We start from the raw sequence: 16,297 nt of genomic DNA on the forward strand, positions 1-16,297 counted from the left end.
GCAAAGGCGTGCGGCCGCCACCGCCGACCGGGCAGGACGGGGCGGCCGGGCGCGCTCCTACTGGCGCGGCACCGACGAGATGGCGAGGACGGTCCGGCGCGGTGACGGGTTCGGCGATATGGGCGGGGCCGGCCGCGACCGCGCCCCCGCACCGCCGTCCCCGGCGGATCCGCGGAGCACGAGGGGCCGGGCGGTGAGCAGCCCGAGACCCGTCGCGGCGATCTCGAACAGCAGGGCCAGGAACAGTGACAACTGCCCGTACATGGCCCTCCGTTCGCTCGTCATACGGGGCACACTACCCCCACCGGGTATGACTCCCCGGGAAGGACCCGCGCCCGACACGGCCTAACATGAGCCACTATGCACGATGTGCACGGATCATCCAGGATTGTCGCCCTGCTCATCGCGCTGGGCTCCGTCGTGTACACCGCCTGGGTACTCGAACTCGTCCTGGGCACCGGGCTCGATCCCGTCCACGCGTACGTCAGCGAACTCGCCGCCGCCGACCAGCCGCTCGGCGGACTGTTCCGCGCCGCCGACCTGGCCGCCGGACTGCTCGTCCTCGCGGGTGCGTGCCGGGCCCTGCTGCGGCTGCCCCAGCGCCCCTGGTCGGCCGCCGGCTGGGCCGGCCTGCTGCTGTTCGGCGCGGCGACGGCCGCCGACTCGCGGCTGCCGCTCAGCTGCGCCCCCACCGCGGATCCCGAGTGCGCGGCACGCGAGACGGCGGGGCTCGTCCCGGCGACCCACAGCGCGCACGCCGTCACCTCCAGCCTCGCCATGGCCGGAGCGCTCACCGGACTGGTGACGCTCACCGTCGCGGCCCGCCGCTACTGCTGGTGGCCGCCCCTCGCCCGTACCGGACCGGTCCTCGTGGTCCTCGAACTCGCCGCGACCGTCTGGACCCTGGCCGCCGTCGCCGCCTTCCAGGCGGGGCGCGGCACCTGGGCCCTCGGCGCCGGACAGCGCGCGCAGGTGCTGCTCGTGGCAGGGTGGCTGGCGGTACTCGCGCTGTCGGTGGCGCGGGAGGGGAGACGCGCAAGGTGAGCCTCGGATGAGTTTCGTACGCATCGGCGGCGTACCGCACCACGTCGTCGTCGAGGGCAGCGGCCCCGTCTGCGTCCTGAGCGCGGGCCTCGCCATGAGCTGGTTCGACTGGGACCCCGTCGTCCCCCTGCTCGCACCCCACCGCACCGTCGTCCGCTTCGACCGTCCCGGCCACGGGCTGAGCGGACCGGCCGCCGTGCCCCCGTCCGCCGCGGGCGAGGCCCACCGGATCGCCGCACTCCTCGACGCGCTCGGGCTCGCCGACCGGCCCGCCACCGTCGTCGGCCACTCCATCGCCGGCTTCCACGCCGAAGTCTTCGCGCGCCTCCACCCGACGCGTACCTCCGGCATCGTCCTGGTCGACTCCAGCATCGAGGAGCACGCCCGCGCACCCGCCGCCCCCGCCGTGCGTACGGCCGTAGTGCGCGGTGCCGGCACGGCGCTGACCGCCGTGGGCGCGCCCGCCGCCCTCGGGCCCCTGACCCGCCGCGCCGTGGTCCGGCTCTCCCGTGCGAGCGGTGGCGACCCGGCGCCCGCCGCGCTCGTACGCCGCTGCTACGGCACCTCACGGGTGCTGCACGGAGCCCTGCTGGAGAACACCCACTACCGCGCGGTCGCCGCCGAACTGCTCGCCCTGCGCGAGCGGTTCCCGCTCCCGGAGGGGCTCCCGGTGACCGTGCTGGCCGCATACGACGGGCGTGGCGGGCGGTTCGCCCTGGGGTGGCTCGAGCGGCAGCGCACGCTGGCCCGGCGGCTCGGCGGTGCCCGCTTCGAGGCCGTCGAGCCGTCGGGCCATCTGGTGATGCTGGACCGCCCGGACGCGGTGGCCCGGGCGGTGCTGGATCAGGAGCGGGATCGGAATCGGGATCGGGATCGGGATCGGTTGGCAGCGGACCCGGCGCGGGTCGAGAAGCAGGCCGAGGCGCAGGTCAGGCCCGCGCGTACACCTGCTCGACGAACGACGCGATCTGGTCCTCCGACAGATGCTGGGCCAGATCGGCCTCGCTGATCATCCCGACCAGCCGCTTGTTCTCGATCACGGGCAGCCTGCGGATCTGGTGGTCCTGCATCTCGTGCAGCACCTCTTCCACATCAGCGTCCGCGTCGATCCAGCGTGGGGTGCCCTTGGCCATGTCACCGGCGGTGATCCGCGACGGGTCATGGCCCATTGCCACACAGCCGACGACGATGTCGCGGTCCGTGAGTATGCCGCAAAGCCTTTCGTCGGCGTCGGATATGGGCAGTGCGCCCACGTTCAGTTCGCGCATCAGCTGCGCGGCGCGGTCGAGCGTTTCGTGCGCGGGGATCCACTGGGCCCCCGGATGCATGATGTCCTTGGCGGTGGTCATGGAGTTCGTACCTCCTGAGTGCGGCCCACGCGACGACCGTTGTCCCCCGACGTCACCCGTGGTTGCCCGAAGGTTGCCCGGACGGGCGGTGAGCAGCCTCTCCGACGTGCACGTCGGTACGCAGCGGGGCGGCGAGCCCACCAGCTCGTGCCGGCCGACGCCGAGAAGGCCGTATTCGACGTTACCGCCGACGCCGTCGAGGTGCCCGACGGGACGCCACGGGATCCCGACGGCCGCAGGCTGCCGCTGTGCTCGGGGGTCCGCCCGCCCCGGGCGCGGTGGCGGTCCGGGGCGGGCGGAGGCCGAGCCGGGTCAGCCGCGAGGCGCCGCGCCCCGCTGCTTCAGCAGGTCGGCCATCAGCGCCAGCTCGGACTGCTGGGCATCGACCATGCCCTGGGCGAGGGACTTCTCCGTCTCCACCGTGCACAGGTCGGCACAGCCCCGCGCCATCGTGACGCCGCCCTTGTGGTGGTCGGTCATCAGCTGCAGATAGAGGATCTCGGCCTGCTTGCCGTTCGCCTTGGCGAGCTGGTCCAGCTCGGCCTTCGTGGCCATGCCGGGCATCAGCGAACCGTCACGCGCCTCGTGTCCGCCGTCCCCGCCGTGGCCGGCATGACCGCCATGCCCAGCGGGGGACCCGCCCTCGTCCGACGACGCCATCCAGGCCATCGGCTCGGTCCCCGACTCGACCTTCGGCAGCCCCCAGAGATCCAGCCAGCCCAGCAGCATGCCCCGCTGATTGGCCTGCGTGTTGGCGATGTCGTACGCGAGCCGGCGCACGTCCTCGTCCTGCGTGCGGTCCCGGACGATGAAGGACATCTCCACCGCCTGCTGGTGATGGACCGCCATGTCGCGGGCGAAGCCGGCCTCTGCGGAGTCCGCCGCAGGAACCTTCGCCGCCGCCGCCGTGCTCGTACCACCGTCGTCGCCCGCGGACGCGACCGTGGCCGCGCCCGCGAACAGCAGGGCCAGCACGACGGCCGCGATCGACGCCCAGTGGGTACGGGTCAGCTTGGGCGTCACGCGCCCAGTCCGCCCGTGCACGCGGCACCCGGCTCCGGCGTCTGCGGACCCTGGACGTACTTGGTGAAGAACTGGTCCACCCGCGGGTCGTCGGCGCTGTCCACGGTGACCTGCTTGCCCCAGGCGCTGAGCATGATCGCCCCGGCCTGGTCCTTCACCGGGCTCATCAGCGAGTACGGGGTCTTGCCGACCTTGTCCTTCAGCTTCGTCACATCGCCGGCCGGGGCCTTGTCGCTGTAGGTGACCCACACCGCGCCGTGCTCCAGCGAGTGCACGGCGTTCACATCGGGGATCGCCTTGTCGTAGACGTCGCCGTCGCAGTTCATCCACGCCTGGTGGTGGTCACCACCGACCGGCGGCTTCATCGGGTACGTCACCGCCTCGGTGACGTGGTTGCGGCCGAGCTTCTTCGCGTCCCAGGACTTCTCGTCCTTGACGGGCGCCTTGGCGGCGGCCTCCGCCTGCTCCTTCTTCTCGGACTCCTTGTTCAGTACGTACGTACCGAATCCGACGAGCCCGGCGACCACGACGGCGCTGATCGAGATGGTGATGATGCGGCTGCGGCGCTCGCGGGCCTGATCGGCGCGGCGCATCTCCTCTATACGGGCCCGGCGGTCATTGCTGCTGGTCTTGGCGGCCATACGTCTTCGTCCTTCTTCTGCGATGTGTCGATACGTCGATGCGTCGTTGCGCCGCTCGCGATGCGGTGCGATGCAGTGCGGTGCGAGGTGGAACGGTCTGCTAGGTCCGCAGCACCTGAAGGACGTGGAGATCCGGAGCGCGGGGGAGCGCACCCGTGCGGGACGCCCGGCCGGCGTGGAGCGCCGGAGCGGGGGAGGACGGCGGCGCGGCGCTGTCCAGGGCCCCGGCCGGCGGCGGCGCCGTGAGCACGGCCGGGCTGAGATGCGCGGAGAGCCCGCAGTCGCCGCGGTCGTACGGACAGGTGTACTCGGCCCCGGCCGGGACGGTGGGCGCGGCCGTGACGCCCGGGTGGGCGCCGGCGTGGTCCAGGTCCCCTCCCGTACGGGTGTCCGCCCGGCCGCCCGTACAGATGAAGAGCGCGGCGAGGAGCGTCGCCACGGCACTCACCAGCGCCGTGGGACGCCCGGTGTGTGCGATGCGGTTGTGCCGCAGGCCCCCCATGGGCGCTGATGGTAGTGGCGGCGGCGTGCCGCATGTCATACGGGGTGCGTAATCTGGGCGAAACCCCGGGTCGTGATACTGAAGCTCCTCCCTACGCCCTGGCGGTGGTGCACAGGCCGTCTGAACTGCAAGGATGTGGCTTATGGACAAGCAGCAGGAATTTGTGCTCCGCACGCTCGAGGAGCGCGACATCCGGTTCGTGCGCCTGTGGTTCACCGACGTACTCGGCTTCCTCAAGTCGGTCGCGGTGGCCCCGGCCGAGCTCGAGCAGGCGTTCGACGAGGGCATCGGCTTCGACGGTTCCGCGATCGAGGGCTTCGCTCGGGTCTACGAGTCCGACATGATCGCCAAGCCTGACCCGAGCACCTTCCAGATCCTGCCCTGGCGCGCGGAGGCCCCCGGCACCGCCCGGATGTTCTGCGACATCCTCATGCCCGACGGCTCCCCGTCCTTCGCGGACCCGCGTTTCGTGCTCAAGCGCATCCTGGCCAGGACCTCGGACCTGGGCTTCACCTTCTACACCCACCCCGAGATCGAGTTCTTCCTGCTGAAGGACCGGCCGCTGGACGGCTCCCGCCCCACCCCCGCGGACAATTCCGGGTACTTCGACCACACCCCGCAGAACGTCGGGATGGACTTCCGCCGCCAGGCCATCACGATGCTCGAATCCATGGGCATCTCGGTGGAGTTCAGCCACCACGAGGGCGCGCCCGGCCAGCAGGAGATCGACCTGCGGTATGCGGACGCGCTGTCGACCGCCGACAACATCATGACGTTCCGCCTGGTCATGAAGCAGGTCGCGCTGGAGCAGGGCGTCCAGGCGACCTTCATGCCGAAGCCCTTCTCCGAGCACCCCGGCTCCGGGATGCACACCCACCTGTCCCTCTTCGAGGGCGACCGGAACGCGTTCTACGAGTCGGGCGCCGAGTACCAGCTCTCCAAGGTGGGACGTTCCTTCATCGCCGGCCTGCTCAAGCACGCCGCCGAGATCTCGGCCGTCACCAATCAGTGGGTCAACTCCTACAAGCGCATCTGGGGCGGCTCGGCCCGCACCGCCGGCTCGGGCGGCGAGGCCCCCTCGTACATCTGCTGGGGCCACAACAACCGCTCGGCGCTGATCCGTGTCCCGATGTACAAGCCGGGCAAGACGGGCTCCTCGCGCGTCGAGGTCCGCTCCATCGACTCCGGCGCGAACCCGTACCTGACGTACGCGGTGCTGCTCGCCGCGGGCCTCAAGGGCATCGAGGAGGGGTACGAACTTCCCGCCGGAGCCGACGACGACGTCTGGGCCCTGTCGGACGCCGAGCGGCGCGCGATGGGCATCGAGCCGCTGCCGCAGAACCTGGGCGAGGCGATCTCGCTGATGGAGCGGAGCGAGCTGGTGGCCGAGACGCTCGGGGAGCACGTCTTCGACTTCTTCCTGCGCAACAAGAAGCAGGAGTGGGAGGAGTACCGCTCCGAGGTCACGGCCTTCGAGCTGCGCAAGAACCTTCCGGTGCTGTAAGCGCAGGTCAGCGCGGGTCTTGCGGCTGAACGCGCACTCCGGGCCGACGGTCGCCGACCGTCGGCCCGGAGGCGTTCTACCGGCCCCCTGGGCCGTCTGCGGGCCATGGGGCGAGTCAGCGCCGCCAAGAGATTGGCTGTCCACGGCCCTCTCTGAGATCAGCCGACGCTGCTGGACATGCGGTCGCAACAGACCCGGTGGCTCTGGGCGGCCTGCCGGCGTACCCGCAACTGCTGCGACAGGCCCGTTTGCGGTACCGCTGCGCCGTGTCAGCACCGGGTTGCGCAGCCCGGTCCACGCCAGGTGACCATGCCGGGGACCCAGCGGGTCACCCTTTCGGCCGGGTTTCGCTGTGGACCATGGACCTGGGCGTGTCCGCCCGGACTCGAGCGTTCAGCGCACCTCGGCAGGCGCGTCGGCGGCGGTTGCTCGGGGCGACCTGACCGGGGCGCGGCCGAACCGTCGCCACTCGGCGATCACAGGCGTCTGCGGGATGGATGGCATGTCGGGAGCCTTGTTACGTGTCGGCTCGGACGATGGTGGCGAGGACGCCGTTGAAGGCCTCGGTGGAGGTGGGGTGGGTGTAGACGGTGTCGCGGAGTTCGGCCGCCGTGACACCGTGCCGCATGGCGAGCGCGACGGTGTTGATGAGTTCCTGCGCTTCGATGCTGAGCAGGGCGGCGCCCAGGATCTCGTCGGTGTCGGCGTCGATGACGAACTTCATGACTCCGCGGGTCTCCTCGACGATGTACGCACGCGGCATGGGGAGGATCTCGGCGACCGGCTGGCTTGCGATCTTGACTCGGTGCCCGGCCGCGCGGGCTTCCTTCTCGGTGAGTCCGACGGTTGCCAGTGGGGGAGTGATGAAGAGGGTGTGGGGGATGGCGACCCGGTCGGCGGTGGAGCGTTTGCCCTCGCCGATGAGCTGGTCGAGGACGATGCGGCTGTCGTCGAGGGAGATGTAGGTGAACTGCGGCCCGCCGTTGACATCGCCGAGGGCGAAGATGTGCGGCTGGCTGGTGCGTAGGTGCTCGTCGACTTCGACCGCGCCGCGCTCGGTGGTGCGCACACCGGCAGCGTCCAGCGCCAGATTGCCGGTGGCCGGTGCGCGGCCTGTGGCGGCCAGGATCGCGTCGGCTTCCAGGGTGTGTTGTTGGCCGTCTTTTTCGTAGACGACGGTCGCGGAGGTCTCGCCGTCACGGATTTCCGTGCTGTCCGCACCGACGATGATCTCGATGCCTTCGTCCACCAGGATGCCCTCGGCGACAGCGGCAACGTCGTCATCCACGAGGCGAAAGATCTTCGGTCCTGCCTCGAGCACGGTGACCTGGGATCCGAACTGCCCATAGATCGAGGCGAATTCCAGGCCGAGGTAGCCGCCTCCGATGATCGCCAGCCGTCCCGGCAGGATGGTCGTGTCGATCAGTTCGCGGCTGGTCACGGTGTACTGGCTGGTCCGCAGGCCGGGAATATCGAGGACGATCGGCTCCGACCCGGTGTTGATCAGGATCGTCTCGGCGGTGACCGTCAGGCGGCCGTCGCCGGTCTCGACGCTCACGGTGTGCGGGTCGGTGAACGCGGCCGCGCCGGTGATCACCGTGACGGTGTCCATGTCGTTCAACACGTCGTAGCTGACGCCGCGGAACAGCTTGGTCAGCGCCTGCACCTCGCCGACGGAGCGCTCGTACCACTCCTGCGGCACGTCCTCCGGCCGACGTTTGCGGGAATGGTGGACAAGTGCCTTGGTCGGTACGCAGCCGACGTTCGGGCAGGTGCCGCCGTACATCCTCTCCGACCGCTCGACCAGCACCACGCGCTTGCCGAGCCGACCCATCGTCGTGGCCACCGTCTTCCCGCCCTTGCCGAACCCGATCACGAGCACATCGGCGTGAAGGCTTTGGTTCGTGTTGCCCATGTCCGCTCCCGTTTCGAAATAGATGAGCGCGAAATAGATGAACAGGAAAGGGACTCGTATCGACCGGTTGTGCATCGGGCCGGGTGTTGCCACCTCTTTCATCTCAACAGCACCATCAACACCGTGCCGCTGCAACTGGCCACCCGCGCGGGAAACACTGGACCGTTTTGTGGGGGCCGGGGCCGTGGAAGGCGCTATCGATGGGGTGGCTGCGGACGGGCCCGCAGGGGCTCGCTGCCGTGTCCGGACCGGCCACGGGTACGGGCACCTTCGGGGTGCAGCCGTTCCCCGGGGCGCTGCTGGTCCCGGTGCGGCCTCCGCACCGGGACGACCCGCTGCGGCTGCGGCTGCGGTTCGGCTACCGGCGTACGGACGGGTCGGCGGAAGCCGGCCGCAGCAACGGGGCCGACGCCGGTCGGAAGGGGCTCGTTTCGGATCCTTCGAGGCGGCACCAGAGGCGTACAAGCGCCTGCGCAACAAGGGCAGGAGTGGGAGGAGTACCGCAGCGAGGTGACCGCTTTCGAGCTGCGGAAGAACCTGCCGGTGCTGTAAGCGCAGGTCAACGCGGGTATCGCGCCTGCACGGCACTCCGGGCCGACGGTCACCGACCGTCGGCCCGGAGCTCTTTTTGACAGCGCACGGAGGGGAGAGGAATGTGGAAATAGCCTGAAGAATGTCATGGGCCAAAAAGTGCTCGGAGGTGCATGGGAATGCGCCACAAGATCGTTGCTGCACTCCTCGCAGGGGTCGCAGGACTCACGCTCGGCGTGATGCCGACAACCGGGGCGTTCGCCTCGAGCCAGACCAGGGACGACGACGACTGTTCCGGATGGCGCGGCGGGTACGAGTACCGCCAGAGCTGTGACGAAGACGATGACGACGATGACGACTACAGCAGCCGCAAGTTCTTCCACCATTTCGACGACAGGTTCGAGGACGTACTGATCATCGTTGTCGCCGTGCCGTAGTCCCGACCACCGAGACCACCAAGACCACCGACCGACATCACCCGGACTCACCGTCCGTCACACGAGGTGGCGGCGGTCCGCGAGCGGGGCCGGGGCCTCCTGGACCACCCAGCCGTTGCCGTCGGGGTCCTGGAAGAAGACGAAGGAGTTCCACTGCTCGCCCTTGCCCGGAGCCCAGCCCGTCGGGGCGACGTGCTGGACGGCGCTGACCCCGACGCCGCGGGCGAGCAGTTCGTCGTGCGCGGATTCGATGTCCGGAACGCAGAGCTGGAGACCCTGGATCGCACCCGGGGTCATGGTCGTCTGCCCCGGTGCGGGCGGCATGCCCGAGCCGATCACGATCGAGCAGGGCGAGCCCGGTGGGGTCAGCTGGATGATGCGTACGCCGTCGCCGATGCTGGTGTCGTGGTCGACGACGAAGCCGCACTGGTCGGCGTAGAACGTCTTGGCCCGGTCGACGTCGGTGACCGGGATGACGATCACTTCGATGGTCCATTCCATGGGCGCCGCCCGGGGGTGGTTCCGTACGGGCCGGACCAGCCGGCCGTCAGCGTTCGGCGAGTGTGACCGGGGCCTCCTGGACGACCCAGCCGTTGCCCTCAGGGTCCCTCAAGAAGAGGGAGGAATTCCAGGTCTCCCTTCCCTTGCCCTCCTCCCGGCCGGACGGCCCCACCCGCTGGACCGGGCCGACCTCGACCCCGCGGTGCACGAGGTCGTCCCTGGCCTCGTCGTTGTCCGTGACACAGAGCTGCAGGCCCTGGAGCGAGCGCGGGGCCATCCGCGGCCGGCCGGGCGAGTCGGGCAGGCCGGCCTCGATGACGACGGAGCAGCGGGAACCGGGCGGGGTGAGCTGCACGAAGCGGGCGCCCTCGAAGGGAGACACATCGACGTCGGCCGTGGAACCGCATCCGTCCACGGAGAACTCCTTGGCCCGGTCCACGTCGGTGACCGGGACGGTGACCACCTCGAGGGTCCATTCCATGGGGTGTCTCCGAACACTCGGTCACTCGGTCACTCGCCCCTGGGGGTTCGGGCTCAGCCGGTGAAACGCCAGCGGGTCTGGGTGTAGCGCTCGCCCCTGCCGAACCCGAAGGCGGTACGGGGCGCCACCCCGAAGACCAGGGCGCGGCCCCCGTGGTCCCTGGAGGCGAACGCCTCGTCCCGCACCTCGAAGTGCCAGTCCGGGCCGTACTTCGCCTCCCACGCCGCCGCCAGCCCGGCCAGCCGCTCCTCGTCGGTGACCCGGACCGCCTCGCCCTCCACCACCAGGTCGCAGCCCTCGCCGTAGGCGTTGGTGCCGGTGGTGAGGACGACGTGCGGGTTGGCGGCGAGGTTCAGGGCCTTGCGCTCCTGCTCCCCGGTGGCGAAGTGGAGTGCTCCGTCCGCCCACACCGCCATCAGCGGGGTGACATGGGGCCGCCCGTCGGGACGCACGGTCGAGAGCCAGAAGATCTCGGCCTTCTCCAGACGCGACACGACCTCGGCCCAGGGAGTCGCGGTGGCGCCGGGAGAGCTGTAGCGCGTGTCCAGATCGGTCTGCGGTTCCTGCGTCTTCGTCTGCGTCTGTGCCTGAGCAGGCATGGCGGAGTCCTCTCGGTCCCTCGTCCTTCACATCGTCCCCGTGAAGTGCTGACTCCGCCCGCCGACCGGACTCATCGCAAACCGTCCCCTCCGGTTAGGCTCGGACCGGGACCTTGATCGGGTGCGTGATCGGAGGCGGCGGGATGACGGTGCCGGGGCGCAGAAGCAGTACGTTCACCCGTTTGCTGCGGCACGGCTTCACCCATCCTGCGGTCGCCGAACGCTTCCTCGACCTGCCGGAGATGGCCCCCGTACGGACCGACTCCGTGCTCCTCGACGCGCTGGGTGCCACCGCCGACCCCGACCTGGCGCTGCGGGGGCTCGTACGTCTCGTCGAGGCACAGGCCCCCGACGAGCGGCAGGGGCTCCTCGACACCCTGATCTCCGCGAAACCGCTGCGGGACCGGCTGCTCGGCGTGCTCGGCGCGTCCGAGGCACTGGGTGATCATCTGGCGCGGCACCCGCGCGACTGGTACGCGCTGGTGACGTACGAGGCGGTCGATCTGCACCCCGGCGTGGAGGAGTTCGAGCGCGGCCTCGCCGAGGCGACCGACCCGGTCTCGCTGCGCGTCGCGTACCGCCGCTGCCTGCTGTCCATAGCGGCGCGCGACGTGTGCGGGACCACGGATGTCGCCCAGACGGCGGCCGAGCTCGCCGACCTCGCGACGGCGACGCTGCGCGCGGCGCTCGCCATCGCCCGTACCGCCGCGCCCGAGGACGCCGCCCTCTGCCGGCTCGCGGTGATCGCGATGGGCAAGTGCGGCGGCCATGAGCTCAACTACGTCTCCGACGTCGACGTCATCTTCGTCGGGGAGCCTGCGGACGGGGCCGACGAGTCCAAGGCGCTCAAGGCCGCGACCCGGCTCGCCTCCCACCTCATGCGGATCTGCTCGGAGACCACGGTCGAGGGCGCGATCTGGCCCGTCGACGCCAATCTGCGTCCGGAGGGCCGTCACGGCCCGCTGGTCCGTACGCTCTCCAGCCATCTCGCGTACTACCAGCGGTGGGCGAAGACCTGGGAGTTCCAGGCGCTGCTGAAGGCCCGGGCGGTGGCCGGGGACCCCGAGCTGGGCGCCGAGTACATCGAGGCCGTCTCCCCGCTCGTCTGGCAGGCGTCGGAGCGCGAGAACTTCGTCCCCGACGTGCAGAAGATGCGCCGCCGGGTCGTCGACAACATCCCCGTCGCCCAGATCGACCGCGAGCTGAAACTCGGCCCGGGCGGGCTGCGCGACGTCGAATTCGCCGTCCAGTTGCTGCAGTTGGTGCACGGACGCAGTGACGCGTCGCTGCGCAGCGGCACCACGCTCGATGCGCTGAGGGCGCTCGCGGCCGGCGGATACGTGGGGCGCACGGACGCGTCCCAGCTCGACGAGGCGTACCGGTTCCTGCGGGCGATGGAGCACCGCATCCAGCTGTTCCGGCTGCGCCGCACCCACCTCGTACCGGAGAGCGAGGAGGACCTGCGCCGCCTCGGACGCTCGCTCGGGCTGCGCACCGACCCGGTCGCCGAGCTCAACAAGGAGTGGCGGCGGCACGCGGCGGTCGTACGGCGGCTGCACGAGAAGCTGTTCTACCGGCCACTGCTGGACGCGGTCGCGCAGCTCGCGCCCGGCGAGATCCGGCTCAGCACCCAGGCCGCCAGGCAGCGCCTCGAAGCGCTCGGCTACGCCGACCCCGCCGCCGCCCTGCGCCATCTGGAGGCCCTGTCGTCCGGGGTCACGCGCAAGGCGGCGATCCAGCGGACGCTGCTGCCCGTGCTCCTGGGCTGGTTCGCCGACTCGGCCGACCCGGACGCCGGCCTGCTCGGCTTCCGCAAGGTGTCCGACGCGCTCGGCAAGACGCCCTGGTACCTGCGGCTGCTGCGCGACGAGGGCGCCGCCGCGGAGAACCTCGCACGCGTCCTGTCCGCCGGCCGCCTCGCCCCCGACCTGCTGCTGCGCGCCCCGGAGGCGGTGGCCATCCTCGGCGACCCGGAAGGGCTGAAGCCGCGCAGCCGGGACCACCTGGAGCAGGAGGTGCTGGCCGCGGTCGGCCGCGCGGACGGCGCCGAGGCTGCGGTCGCGGCGGCCCGCGGGGTGCGGCGGCGCGAGCTGTTCCGCACGGCCGCGGCGGATCTGATCGGCTCGTACGGCACCGAGGAGAGCCCCGCCGAACAGGACCCGGGCGCGCTCGTCGACCGCGTCGGCTACGCGGTCACCGACCTCAACGCGGCGACGATCGCGGGCGCGCTCCGAGCGGTCGTGAGCAACCAGTGGGGCGACACCCTCCCCACCCGTTTCGCCGTCATCGGCATGGGCCGCTTCGGCGGGCACGAGCTCTCGTACGGCTCCGACGCGGACGTCCTCTTCGTGCACGAGCCGCGCGAAGGCGTCGACGAACAGGAGGCCGCGCAGGCCGCGAACACCGTCGTCGCCGAGATGCGGCGCCTTCTGCAACTCCCTACCGCCGACCCGCCGTTGCTGATCGACGCGGACCTGCGTCCGGAGGGCAAGACCGGCCCCCTCGTGCGCACCCTCGCCTCGTACGCCGCGTACTACCGGCGCTGGTCGCTCGTCTGGGAGAGCCAGGCGCTCCTGCGCGCCGAACCGATGGCGGGCGATGCGGAACTGGGCGCGCGCTTCATCGAGCTGATCGACCCGCTGCGCTATCCCGCGGAGGGGCTCGGCGAGGACGCGGTCCGCGAGATCCGCCGGCTCAAGGCACGCATGGAGACGGAACGCCTCCCGCGCGGTGCGGACCCGACCCTTCACACCAAGCTGGGCCGCGGCGGCCTCAGCGACGTCGAGTGGACGGTCCAGCTCCTCCAGATGCGCCACGGCTGGGTCGAGCCCGGGCTGCGCACCACGGGCACCCGCCGGGCCCTCGCGGCCGCCCATGCCGCGGGTCTCCTCTCCACCGAGGACGCCCAGATCCTCGACGACGCCTGGGTCCTCGCCTCCCGCGTCCGCAACGGCGTCATGCTGGTCCGCGGGCGCGCGGGCGACACCTTCCCTTCGGAGTCCCGTGAACTGGGGGCGGTGGGGCGGTACCTGGGGTACGGGCCGGGGCACGTGGGCGAGATGGTCGACGACTACCGGCGGACGACGCGGAGGGCGCGGGCGGTGGTCGAGGAGCTGTTCTACGGGGCGTAGAGGGACCGTGTCCAGGGCGCGAGCCCGCCGGAGGGACAGCCCCATGAGGCGCGTGCGAAGGCGTCCCGGGGTGCTGCGCTCGCAGGCCGTGCGCCACTGAAGGCGCGCAGCCGCGCTGTCCGCGGGCACGAGCCCGGTGGGGCGCTTGCGGCCGTGACCACCGGGCCGTCGGGGTGTGGGGGATCCGCGGTGCGAGGTGAAGGCGGCTCTCCACCTCTTCAGCCCGTCCGGCGTCCGAGGACGGACCCGGGGTTCACTGGACGGTGCTCAGGACGATGAGGCCGCCCCGGGTGGAGTCGGAACGGCACCGGTACCCGTACCGGGGCGGGCCGTACGCCCACCGCACTTACTGGCTGTGACCGGGGGCCCTCAGATGCCGCCTCGGCGACATGTCAGCGTCGTGCGACGTTCAGTTCCACCGGGGTGGAGGGGACAGCCCCCTCCACGACCGCGACCTGTCGTGGCAGGCGGTGCGGCATCGCCCCGTACAGCACGTACGACACGCCGTAGCCGAAGGCGAGGCACAGGAGGCCGCCCACCGCGTCGAGCCAGAAGTGGTTGGCCGTCGCGACGATGACTATGAGCGTGAGGGTCGGGTACAGCACGCCGAGGATCTTCACCCACGGCGCCGACGCCAGCGCGACGATGATGAGCCCGCACCACAGCGACCAGCCGATGTGCATCGACGGCATCGCCGCGTACTGGTTCGACATGTTCTTCAGATTGCCCGAGGCCATCGAGCCCCAGGTGTGGTGCACCAGCACGGTGTCGATGAAGTTCTGGCCGGTCATCAGGCGCGGCGGGGCCAGCGGGTACAGGTAGTACCCGACGAGGGCGACGCCCGTCGTCGCGAAGATGACGGATCGCGCCGCGGCATAGCGGCCGGGGTGCCGGCGGTAGAGCCAGACGAGCACGCCGATGGTCACCAGGAAGTGCAGGGTGGCGTAGTAGTAGTTCATCGTCACGACCAGCCATGTCACCGAGTTCACGGCGTGGTTGACCGTTTGTTCGATCGCGATGCCGAGCGCCTTCTCGGCCTGCCAGATCCAGTCGGCGTTGCGCAGGGCCTGCGCCTTCTGCTCCGGCACCGCGTTGCGGATGAGGGAGTAGGTCCAGTAACTGACCGCGATGAGCAGGATCTCGAACCAGATCCGGGGCCGCCGCGGCGCTCGCAGTCCGCGCAGCCGTCCGCGCTCCGGGGCCGGACTCTCCTCGCTCACCATGGGTGACGGAGGGGCCGTCCGGCCTTCCAAAGTCTTCACGGTCGATTCACCCATAGGGAGAGAGTCTGCCAGATGCGCCACTCTCGTCCGATCATCCCCCGGGCGGGTTCCGACGGCAGGCGGTACGTCCTGAGTACTACCTAGGAACTGGGTGCAACCCCGGGTCCCGAAGCCGTTGAACCGCGTACGACCAACTCCGGCATGAAGACGAACTCGCTGTGGGGCGCGGGCGTCCCGCCGATCTCCTCCAGCAGCGTCCGTACCGCCGCCTGGCCCATCGCCGGCACCGGTTTGCGGATCGTCGTCAGCGGCGGGTCGGTGAAGGCGATGAGAGGGGAGTCGTCGAAGCCGACGACCGAGATGTCGTCCGGCACTTCGAGTCCGCGCTGCCGCGCCGCGCGGATCGCGCCGAGCGCCATCATGTCGCTCGCGCACACCACCGCCGTGCAGCCGCGGTCCATCAGCGCGGACGCCGCGGCCTGGCCGCCCTCCAGGGTGTAGAGGGAGTGCTGGATGAGCTCCGCCTCGATCTCCTGGTCCGTCAGGCCCAGCTGTTCCCCGACCGCCTTGACGAAACCCTCTATCTTCCGGAGAACCGGGACGAATCGCTTCGGGCCGAGCGCCAGGCCGATCCGGGTGTGGCCGAGGGCGACGAGATGCGTCACCGCGAGCCGCATCGCCGCCCGGTCGTCGGGCGAGATGAACGGGGCCTGCACCTGCGGCGCGAAGCCGTCGACGAGGACGAACGGCACGCCCTGGGCGCGCAGCTTCTCGTAGCGCTGCATGTCGGCGCTGGTGTCGGCGTGCAGTCCGGAGACGAAGATGATGCCGGAGACCCCGCGGTCCACGAGCATCTCGGTGAGCTCGTCCTCGGTGGAGCCGCCGGGGGTCTGGGTGGCCAGCACGGGCGTGTAGCCCTGGCGGGTCAGCGCTTGACCGATGACCTGGGCCAGGGCCGGAAATATCGGATTCTCCAGCTCTGGCGTGATAAGTCCGACAAGTCCGGCGCTGCGTCTGCGCAGCCGGACCGGGCGCTCATAGCCGAGGACGTCGAGTGCGGCGAGCACCGATTCGCGGGTGGTCGTGGCCACGCCTGGCTTGCCGTTGAGCACTCGGCTGACCGTGGCTTCGCTGACCCCCGCCTGGGCTGCGATGTCGGCAAGCCGTGCGGTCATGGGATTGGACTGTACCGGTCGCATGTCAGATTGCCCACCAGGTGCTGGAGTCGGCGGGAAGGCGAACGGTCCCACCGGTGAACTCGGGTGTCGCGGACGACAGGAGCACGCGACCCGGTACGGGCAGCTCCACTTCCGTGCCGCGCGTGTTGGTGGTGCAGACGAACCCGTCGCGGGCGAGGGCGAGGACGCCCTCGGGCGCGTCCAGCCAGGTCACCGATTCACCCGCGCCCAGCCCCGG

Annotated in this window: 16 protein-coding genes and 2 pseudogenes; 6 read left to right on the forward strand and 12 right to left on the reverse strand. The window is 70.7% G+C overall.

What is annotated here, in order from left to right; all coding sequences use genetic code 11:
* Nucleotides 1-57: 57 nt before the first annotated feature.
* Nucleotides 58-285: a hypothetical protein gene (locus ACWCP0_RS18430; protein WP_451079835.1), complete on the reverse strand. Its 228-nt coding sequence runs from the start codon at nt 283-285 to the stop codon at nt 58-60.
* A 75-nt stretch (nt 286-360) separates the two neighbouring features.
* Between ACWCP0_RS18430 and ACWCP0_RS18435 the strand changes: the two genes are divergently transcribed.
* Nucleotides 361-1,044, forward strand: a complete 684-nt coding sequence (locus ACWCP0_RS18435; RefSeq protein ID WP_451079836.1) for a DUF998 domain-containing protein — start codon at nt 361-363, stop codon at nt 1,042-1,044.
* A 7-nt stretch (nt 1,045-1,051) separates the two neighbouring features.
* Nucleotides 1,052-1,885: pseudogene (locus ACWCP0_RS18440) on the forward strand (alpha/beta fold hydrolase); the annotation flags it as partial.
* Between the two features lie 88 nt (nt 1,886-1,973).
* On the opposite strand, the gene ACWCP0_RS18445 reads toward ACWCP0_RS18440, so the two are convergent.
* The 4 genes from ACWCP0_RS18445 to ACWCP0_RS18460 form a co-directional block, all read right to left on the reverse strand.
* Entirely contained in the window at nt 1,974-2,393 is a 420-nt protein-coding gene (locus ACWCP0_RS18445) for a CBS domain-containing protein (protein ID WP_451079837.1), read from the reverse strand.
* Between the two features lie 312 nt (nt 2,394-2,705).
* Nucleotides 2,706-3,416, reverse strand: coding sequence for a DUF305 domain-containing protein (locus ACWCP0_RS18450; protein ID WP_451079838.1), 711 nt, complete (start codon nt 3,414-3,416; stop codon nt 2,706-2,708).
* Nucleotides 3,413-4,057, reverse strand: a complete 645-nt coding sequence (locus ACWCP0_RS18455; RefSeq protein ID WP_451079839.1) for a DUF3105 domain-containing protein — start codon at nt 4,055-4,057, stop codon at nt 3,413-3,415. Before ACWCP0_RS18455 ends, ACWCP0_RS18450 begins: the two co-directional genes overlap by 4 nt.
* 100 nt (nt 4,058-4,157) lie before the next feature.
* Nucleotides 4,158-4,559 (reverse strand): hypothetical protein, encoded by a 402-nt coding sequence (locus tag ACWCP0_RS18460; RefSeq protein WP_451079840.1) that lies wholly within the window; start codon nt 4,557-4,559, stop codon nt 4,158-4,160.
* Between the two features lie 142 nt (nt 4,560-4,701).
* Between ACWCP0_RS18460 and glnA the strand changes: the two genes are divergently transcribed.
* Nucleotides 4,702-6,063 carry a type I glutamate--ammonia ligase gene (glnA, locus tag ACWCP0_RS18465; protein WP_451079841.1) on the forward strand — a complete coding sequence of 454 codons (1,362 nt, stop codon included), beginning with the start codon at nt 4,702-4,704 and terminating at the stop codon, nt 6,061-6,063.
* A gap of 517 nt (nt 6,064-6,580) precedes the next feature.
* On the opposite strand, the gene ACWCP0_RS18470 is transcribed toward glnA, so the two are convergent.
* Entirely contained in the window at nt 6,581-8,080 is a 1,500-nt protein-coding gene (locus tag ACWCP0_RS18470; RefSeq protein ID WP_451079842.1) for an FAD-dependent oxidoreductase, read from the reverse strand.
* A gap of 381 nt (nt 8,081-8,461) precedes the next feature.
* Between ACWCP0_RS18470 and ACWCP0_RS18475 the strand changes: the two are divergent.
* Together ACWCP0_RS18475 and ACWCP0_RS18480 are read left to right on the forward strand one after the other, a co-directional pair.
* Nucleotides 8,462-8,530 (forward strand): annotated as a pseudogene (locus ACWCP0_RS18475) (glutamine synthetase); the annotation flags it as partial.
* Nucleotides 8,531-8,688: 158 nt separating this feature from the next.
* Nucleotides 8,689-8,946 (forward strand): hypothetical protein, encoded by a 258-nt coding sequence (locus ACWCP0_RS18480; protein WP_451079843.1) that lies wholly within the window; start codon nt 8,689-8,691, stop codon nt 8,944-8,946.
* A gap of 57 nt (nt 8,947-9,003) precedes the next feature.
* Here ACWCP0_RS18480 and ACWCP0_RS18485 read toward each other — a convergent pair whose 3' ends face one another.
* The 3 genes from ACWCP0_RS18485 to ACWCP0_RS18495 are packed head-to-tail and all read right to left on the reverse strand — an operon-like array spanning nt 9,004 to nt 10,527.
* Nucleotides 9,004-9,447: a VOC family protein gene (locus tag ACWCP0_RS18485; protein WP_451079844.1), complete on the reverse strand. Its 444-nt coding sequence runs from the start codon at nt 9,445-9,447 to the stop codon at nt 9,004-9,006.
* Nucleotides 9,448-9,493: 46 nt separating this feature from the next.
* Entirely contained in the window at nt 9,494-9,928 is a 435-nt protein-coding gene (locus ACWCP0_RS18490; RefSeq protein ID WP_451079845.1) for a VOC family protein, read from the reverse strand.
* Nucleotides 9,929-9,981: 53 nt separating this feature from the next.
* Nucleotides 9,982-10,527, reverse strand: a complete 546-nt coding sequence (locus ACWCP0_RS18495) for a pyridoxamine 5'-phosphate oxidase family protein (protein WP_451079846.1) — start codon at nt 10,525-10,527, stop codon at nt 9,982-9,984.
* A gap of 143 nt (nt 10,528-10,670) precedes the next feature.
* Here ACWCP0_RS18495 and ACWCP0_RS18500 point away from each other — a divergent pair, with 143 nt between their 5' ends.
* On the forward strand, nt 10,671-13,658 hold the full coding sequence (locus ACWCP0_RS18500; RefSeq protein ID WP_451079847.1) for a bifunctional [glutamine synthetase] adenylyltransferase/[glutamine synthetase]-adenylyl-L-tyrosine phosphorylase: 2,988 nt from the start codon (nt 10,671-10,673) through the stop codon (nt 13,656-13,658).
* A gap of 392 nt (nt 13,659-14,050) precedes the next feature.
* Here the strand turns inward: ACWCP0_RS18500 and ACWCP0_RS18505 are convergent, their stop codons facing one another.
* The 3 genes from ACWCP0_RS18505 to ACWCP0_RS18515 all read right to left on the reverse strand — a co-directional run.
* Complete coding sequence (locus tag ACWCP0_RS18505) at nt 14,051-14,935, reverse strand: phosphatase PAP2 family protein (RefSeq protein ID WP_451079848.1); 885 nt, start codon at nt 14,933-14,935, stop codon at nt 14,051-14,053.
* Between the two features lie 86 nt (nt 14,936-15,021).
* Nucleotides 15,022-16,056 (reverse strand): LacI family DNA-binding transcriptional regulator, encoded by a 1,035-nt coding sequence (locus ACWCP0_RS18510; RefSeq protein WP_451079849.1) that lies wholly within the window; start codon nt 16,054-16,056, stop codon nt 15,022-15,024.
* A gap of 25 nt (nt 16,057-16,081) precedes the next feature.
* Nucleotides 16,082-16,297, reverse strand: a 216-nt coding sequence (locus tag ACWCP0_RS18515) for a DUF3459 domain-containing protein (protein WP_451079850.1), incomplete at its 5' end; no start/stop codon positions are given.

The sequence above is a fragment of the Streptomyces sp. NPDC001970 genome, assembly GCF_053594115.1.

What these genes read in the sequence shown, in the direction of transcription:
- ACWCP0_RS18495 (WP_451079846.1), bottom strand. Translation starts at nt 10,527, where the DNA reads ATGCCTGCTCAGGCACAGACGCAGACGAAGACGCAGGAACCGCAGACC.
- ACWCP0_RS18470 (WP_451079842.1), bottom strand. Translation starts at nt 8,080, where the DNA reads ATGAAAGAGGTGGCAACACCCGGCCCGATGCACAACCGGTCGATACGA.
- ACWCP0_RS18490 (WP_451079845.1), bottom strand. Translation starts at nt 9,928, where the DNA reads ATGGAATGGACCCTCGAGGTGGTCACCGTCCCGGTCACCGACGTGGAC.
- ACWCP0_RS18445 (WP_451079837.1), bottom strand. Translation starts at nt 2,393, where the DNA reads ATGACCACCGCCAAGGACATCATGCATCCGGGGGCCCAGTGGATCCCC.
- ACWCP0_RS18485 (WP_451079844.1), bottom strand. Translation starts at nt 9,447, where the DNA reads ATGGAATGGACCATCGAAGTGATCGTCATCCCGGTCACCGACGTCGAC.
- ACWCP0_RS18510 (WP_451079849.1), bottom strand. Translation starts at nt 16,056, where the DNA reads ATGACCGCACGGCTTGCCGACATCGCAGCCCAGGCGGGGGTCAGCGAA.
- glnA (WP_451079841.1), top strand. Translation starts at nt 4,702, where the DNA reads ATGGACAAGCAGCAGGAATTTGTGCTCCGCACGCTCGAGGAGCGCGAC.
- ACWCP0_RS18435 (WP_451079836.1), top strand. Translation starts at nt 361, where the DNA reads ATGCACGATGTGCACGGATCATCCAGGATTGTCGCCCTGCTCATCGCG.
- ACWCP0_RS18480 (WP_451079843.1), top strand. Translation starts at nt 8,689, where the DNA reads ATGCGCCACAAGATCGTTGCTGCACTCCTCGCAGGGGTCGCAGGACTC.
- ACWCP0_RS18455 (WP_451079839.1), bottom strand. Translation starts at nt 4,057, where the DNA reads ATGGCCGCCAAGACCAGCAGCAATGACCGCCGGGCCCGTATAGAGGAG.
- ACWCP0_RS18505 (WP_451079848.1), bottom strand. Translation starts at nt 14,935, where the DNA reads ATGGGTGAATCGACCGTGAAGACTTTGGAAGGCCGGACGGCCCCTCCG.
- ACWCP0_RS18460 (WP_451079840.1), bottom strand. Translation starts at nt 4,559, where the DNA reads ATGGGGGGCCTGCGGCACAACCGCATCGCACACACCGGGCGTCCCACG.
- ACWCP0_RS18500 (WP_451079847.1), top strand. Translation starts at nt 10,671, where the DNA reads ATGACGGTGCCGGGGCGCAGAAGCAGTACGTTCACCCGTTTGCTGCGG.
- ACWCP0_RS18430 (WP_451079835.1), bottom strand. Translation starts at nt 285, where the DNA reads ATGACGAGCGAACGGAGGGCCATGTACGGGCAGTTGTCACTGTTCCTG.